The sequence below is a fragment of the Kitasatospora sp. MBT66 genome (genome assembly GCF_000710405.2).
GTDB classification, from domain to species: domain Bacteria; phylum Actinomycetota; class Actinomycetes; order Streptomycetales; family Streptomycetaceae; genus Kitasatospora; species Kitasatospora purpeofusca.
In genome coordinates, this window is the sequence record NZ_JAIY01000025.1 from 72,372 (window position 1) to 78,100 (window position 5,729).

Here is a 5,729-nt window from a genome sequence, read left to right on the forward strand (position 1 = left end):
GGGGGGGGGGGGGGGGGGGGGGTGCGCGGTGCCGGTGGTACGGGCCCCGGGCGGGGTGCGGCGCGCGGGCGCGGTGGAACCGGTGCGGGCCCGGGTGCGAACGGGCCGGCCGGACGGCCGTGGGCGCCTCGCCGGACTCCGGCCCCACGGTGGTGCGCCGAGCGGGGCCCGCTCGGCGCCAGCGAGGCTAAACCGGTTCAGAGGCGCTGTCAACGGTGCCGGTGGAGTTCACACCCGCCGGTGAACCGCCGGCCGGCGGCGAGGTGGACTCGCGCACGGTCAGCCGCGGGGTCGGCATCTGCAGGTCTCGGTCGGGACCGGCGTCGTCGATCACCGCCAGCAGGCTCCGCGCCACCTGCTCGCCGAGTGCGAAGGTGTCCCGGCTCAGCGCGGTGAGCGGCGGGTGCACGATCCGGGCGAGCACCGAGTCGTCGAAGGAGACGATGGACAGCTCCCCGGGCACCGCGACGCCCATCTCCCCCGCCACGCCGAGGCCGGCCACCGCCATCACGTCGCTGTCGTACACGATCGCGGTGGGCCGCCGGGGCCGGGAGAGCAGGGTGCGGGTGGCGGCGGCGCCCTCCGCGTCGCTGAAGTCGGTCGGCACCGAGAGCGCCTCCTCCAGTCCGAGCCGGCGGGAGGCGTCGCGCAGCGCCCGGATCCGCCGCTGGGTGTGCTGGAAGTGCGGCAGTCCGGCCAGGTGGGCGATCCGCCGGTGCCCGATGGCGGCCAGGTAGTCGACGATGGAGAGCATCGCCTCGCGGTCGTCGGCCCAGATCCGCAGCGGCCCGGCGCCCTTGCCCGGTCCGCCGAGCACAACGGCGGGCAGGCCGAGCGCGTCCAGCACGGCGAGCCTGGGGTCGCGCAGCTGGAGGTCGACCACGACGAAGCCGTCGACCCGGTGCTCGGAGGCCCAGCGGCGGTAGACCTCGATCTCGGCCGCGGTGTCCTCGACCACCATCAGGTGCAGGGCCACGGAGTGCGCGGACAGCACCGCCTGGAGGCCGGAGAGCAGTTGGCTGAAGAACGGCTCGACGCCGATGGTCCTGGCCGGGCGGGCGATCACCAGCCCGACCGCGTCCGCCCTGGCCCCGCCGAGGGCGCGGGCGGCGCTGTGCGGCCGCCAGTTCATCTCCTCCGCGACCTGGAGGATCCGGGCCCTGGTCGCCTCGCTCACCCCCGGGCGGCCGTTGAGCGCGAAGGACACCGCGCCCTTGGAGACGCCCGCCCGACGGGCGATGTCGGCGATGGTCGGTCTGCCCACGGGTTCCGACTCCTCTCTTGACAGCCAAGTTTAGGCCGGAGCATAGTCCCTGCAACAGCTAGACCGGTTTAGTAAGACAGGTTCCGAAACCGCGCGCAATCCCCGATGCATCCCCCTCCCCCACCCACCACGGGAGAACCCTCATGCGTAGAATCCGGGCGGCAGTGACGACGGCGGTACTCACCGCGACCCTGGCCACAGGCTGCGGACTCGGCTCCGACGGCAGCTCCGGCAGCAGTGACAGCGCGGCGAGCGCCGCCGCCACCGGCGAGGTCAAGGGCAAGGTCTCGCTCCAGACCTGGGCGCTGAAACCGAAGTTCACCGCCTATGTGCAGGGCGTGATCGACGGCTTCAAGCAGAAGTACCCCGGCGTCGAGGTCGACTGGCTGGACCAGCCCGGCGACGGCTACTCCGACAAGGTGCTCAGCCAGGCCGCCGCCGGCACCCTGCCCGACGTGGTGAACCTCCCACCGGACTTCGCCCTCCCGCTGGCGAAGCAGGGCCTGCTGCTGGACGTCGCCAAGGCCGACCCGAAGCTCGGCGAGGAGTACGTGGCCGGCGGCCTCGACGCCTACCGGTTCGCGGGCCTGGGCGGCACCTTCGGCTACCCCTGGTACCTCAACACCGACGTCAACTACTGGAACTCCGAGCTGCTCACCAAGTACGGCCTGGACCCGAAGAAGCTCCCCACCACCCTGGACGAACTCATCGCCCAGGCCAGGACCTTCAAGGAGAAGGCCGGCGGCTCCGCCTACCTGATGAGCCGCAAGCCCGGCCTCGGCGACCTGGTCGACGCGGGTGTCGAGGTGATGGCCGAGGACGGCAGGTCGTTCACCTTCAACACCCCCGAGGCCGCGGCCGTGCTGGACAAGTACCGCGCCGCGTTCAAGGAGGGGCTGCTGCCGAACGACGTCCTCACCGACACCTACGCCGGCAACTCCAAGCTCTTCACCGCCGGCACCGCCGCCTGGACGACCGCCGGGGCCAACTTCATCACCACCGTCGCCACCGACAACCCCACCCTCGCCCCGAAGATCGTCTCCTCCCCGTCGATGGGCACCCCGCCGCTCTACGTCCAGGGCGTGTCCGTGCCCAAGAACACCAAGAACCCGGCCGCCGCCGTGGCCCTGGCCCGCTGGGTCACCAGCCCGGAGAACCAGGCCGCGTTCTCCCGGCTGACCAGCATCTTCCCCTCCACCAAGGCCTCCGCGAACGACCCGCTGTTCAGCAAGTCGGACGGCAGCAACGCCGGCGACGCCAAGGTCGTCGCCTTCACCTCGCTGGCCAAGGCCAGGATGCTCCAACCGGTCCAGGTGGACGACGCCATGAGCACCATCGTCAAGCAGCAGTTCACCCTCGCGATCAGCGGCGACACCAGCTCCAAGCAGGCCCTGGACACCGCCGTCGAGCGGTGCAACCAGCTCCTCAAGGGCTGACCGCGACCGCCCGCGCGCCGGTGGGCGGCGGCCCCGCCCCCGGGGAGCCGCCGCCCACCGGGAACGACCCGCGACCCCCGCCCCAGGAAGGCACGGCATGACCCACCGGCGCTGGTTCACCCCCTGGCTGCTCGCCGGGCCCGCACTGATCTGGCTGGCCGTCTTCAACCTCTGGCCCGCCGCCAACACGGTGATCCTGTCGTTCACCAACGCCAAGCCCCTGGGCGGCGGACGGTTCACCGGCCTCGACAACTACCAACGCGCTCTCAGCGACGACCAGTTGGCCGACGCCCTGCTCAACTCCGTGATCTACCTGCTGATCTGCCTGCCGCTGCTGACCGTACTGCCGCTGCTGCTGGCCCTGCTGGTCCAGCGCCGGCTGCCCGGCATCACCTTCTTCCGCACCGCCTTCTACACCCCCGTCGTCGCCTCCGCCGTCGTGGTCGCCCTGATCTGGGGCTGGGCACTGAACGACCGGGGGCTGATCAACGGCGTGCTGCGGCAGACCGGCCTCGCCGACTCACCGGTCCCCTTCCTCACCGACCGCTGGCTGCTGCTGCTCAGCGCGATCGCCCTGACCACCTGGAAGGGCCTCGGCTACTACATGGTCATCTACCTGTCGGCGCTGGCCAACGTCGGCCGGGAGCTGCACGAGGCCGCCGCCGTCGACGGCGCGGGCGCGCTGCGCCGCTTCCTGCACGTCACCCTGCCGGGGGTACGGCCCACCATGGTGCTGGTCTCGGTGCTGATCTCGGTCTCCTCGCTGCGGGTGTTCTCCGAGCTGTACGTGCTCTCCAACGGCACCGGCGGCCCCGGCGGCCGGGACATGTCGGTGGTGATGCTGATCCAGATGTACAGCCGGGGCTTCACCGGCCACCTCGGCTACGCCTCGGCACTCAGCCTGCTGCTGTTCCTCATCACCCTCGGCCCGATGCTGCTGCTGACGCGCCTCAACCGGAAGGCGGCCTGACCGTGAGGCGCTCCCGCGGCTCCAACACCCCGCGCTCCCGCAGCTTCAACACTCCCTCCCCCGCCGAGACCGCGCTGCGCTACCTGCTGCTCCTGTTCGTGCTGCTGCTGGTCGTCGGGCCGTTCCTGTGGCAGCTCTCCACCTCCCTCAAGGGCCCGACCGAGGACGTCTGGTCCGCCACCCCGCACTTCCTCCCGGACCACCCCACCGTCGACAACTACCTCAAGGTCGCCGACACCATCCCGGTCTGGACGTACGCCGCCAACTCGCTGGTCGTCGCCGCCATCGCGATCTTCGGCAACGTGGTCGGCTGCACCCTGGCCGGCTACGCGCTCGCCAAGCTGCGGTTCCGGGGCGTCCGGCTGGTGTTCGGCCTGCTGCTGGCCACCCTGGTGCTGCCCGGCGAGGCCACGGTCGTCTCCCAGTACGTCACCGTGCGCAGCCTCGGCCTGGCCGACACCCTGACCGGGGTCGCCCTGCCCGGTGCGCTCTCCATGCTCAATGTGCTGCTGATGCGCACCGCCTTCGCCGCCGTCCCGCCCGAACTGGAGCAGGCCGCGCTGGTGGACGGCGCCAACGTCCGCCAGCGGCTGTGGCACATCGGGCTGCCGAACGTGCGCGGCATGCTCAGCGTGATCGTGATCTTCACCTTCATCGGCGCCTGGGACGACTTCCTCTGGCCGCTGATCGTGCTCAACGACCCGCAGAAGTACACCCTGACGGTGGGCCTGCAGTACCTCAACGGCACCTTCAGCGCCAACCCCCGACTGATCGCGGCCGGCACCATGATCGCCTTCCTGCCGATCGTGGTGGTGTTCGCGGTGTGCCAGCGCTTCTTCTTCAAGGGAGTGGAGGAGGGTGCCGTGAAGGGCTGAACCCCGCACCGGACGCACCGCACCCGGACGCACCGCACCGGACGACCGCACCGGACGGCCCCGCCGGACCGCACCGGACGCACCGCCGTTCCTCCTCCCAGGGAGCCACCGACCATGACCACCGCTCCGCGGACCACCGCCCCGCGCTTCGGCGTCAACTACACGCCCACCGCCGGCTGGTTCCACCACTGGCTCGACTTCGACCTCGACGCCGTCCGCGCCGACCTCGACTCGATCGCCGCGCTCGGCCTCGACCACGTCCGGGTGTTCCCGCTCTGGCCGCTGTTCCAGCCCAACCGCACGCTGATCCGCCCGCGCGCCGTCGAGCAGCTCGTGGCGCTGGTGGACGCGGCCGGGGAGCGCGGGCTCGACGTCGCCGTGGACGGCCTCCAGGGCCACCTGTCCAGCTTCGACTTCGAACCGGCCTGGATCCGCACCTGGCACCGCCGGAACATGTTCACCGACCCGGACGTGGTCGACGGCCAGGCCGCCTATCTGCGCACCCTCGCCGCCGCCCTCGCCGAACGGCCCAACTTCCTCGGCATGACGGTCGGCAACGAGGTCAACCAGTTCTCCGGCGAGCCGCACCCCGACCCGCACCGGGCCACCCCCGAGCAGGCCGACGCCTGGCTGCGCCGGATGGTCGACGCCTGCGAGCGGGGCGCCCCCGGCCGGCTGCACCTGCACGCGTCCTACGACGCCGCCTGGTACCTCGACGGGCACCCGTTCACCCCCTGGCACTCGGCCCGGATCGGCGCGGCCACCGCCGTGCACTCCTGGGTGTTCAACGGCACCGCGCAGCGCTACGGCGCCCGCTCCACCGCGAGCGACCAGCACGCCGCCTACCTGGTGGAGCTGTCCAAGGCCTGGGCCGGGGACCCGCACCGCCCGGTCTGGCTCCAGGAGGTCGGCGCCCCGGCCCCGCACATCACCGCCGCGGACGCCGCCCGGTTCACCGGCGCGACCGTCGCCGCGGTGCTGGACTGCCCCGACCTGTGGGGCGTCACCTGGTGGTGCTCGCACGACGTGGACCGCTCGCTGGCGGACTTCCCGGAGCTGGAGTACAGCCTCGGCCTGCTGACCAGCGACCGGCGGGTCAAGCCGGCCGGGGAGCGGCTGGCCGGGGCCGTCGCCGCCGCGCGCGCCGACTGGCGGGCGCCCGCGCCGCGCCGCACCGCCGTGGT

The 5,729-nt window shown here is 72.2% G+C and carries 5 protein-coding genes; 4 read left to right on the plus strand and 1 reads right to left on the minus strand.

All coding sequences use genetic code 11. From position 1 onward, the window contains the following. Positions 1-187: 187 nt before the first annotated feature. Positions 188-1,264 carry a LacI family DNA-binding transcriptional regulator gene (locus BI06_RS44870; protein ID WP_082559111.1) on the minus strand — a complete coding sequence of 359 codons (1,077 nt, stop codon included), beginning with the start codon at positions 1,262-1,264 and terminating at the stop codon, positions 188-190. 164 nt (positions 1,265-1,428) lie between these two features. Here BI06_RS44870 and BI06_RS44875 point away from each other — a divergent pair, with 164 nt between their 5' ends. From BI06_RS44875 to BI06_RS44890, 4 genes are all read left to right on the plus strand, one after another. Then, positions 1,429-2,700, plus strand: coding sequence for an extracellular solute-binding protein (locus BI06_RS44875; protein ID WP_206743656.1), 1,272 nt, complete (start codon positions 1,429-1,431; stop codon positions 2,698-2,700). A 97-nt stretch (positions 2,701-2,797) separates the two neighbouring features. Then, a complete protein-coding gene (locus BI06_RS44880; RefSeq protein ID WP_043478839.1) occupies positions 2,798-3,670 on the plus strand; it encodes a carbohydrate ABC transporter permease in 873 nt (290 codons plus the stop codon). A gap of 2 nt (positions 3,671-3,672) precedes the next feature. Then, the gene (locus tag BI06_RS44885; RefSeq protein WP_369826408.1) at positions 3,673-4,545 is read left to right on the plus strand and encodes a carbohydrate ABC transporter permease; all 873 of its coding nucleotides are present in this window, start codon (positions 3,673-3,675) and stop codon (positions 4,543-4,545) included. A gap of 114 nt (positions 4,546-4,659) precedes the next feature. Continuing rightward, on the plus strand, positions 4,660-5,729 hold a 1,070-nt coding region (locus tag BI06_RS44890; protein WP_043478897.1), incomplete at its 3' end, for a hypothetical protein.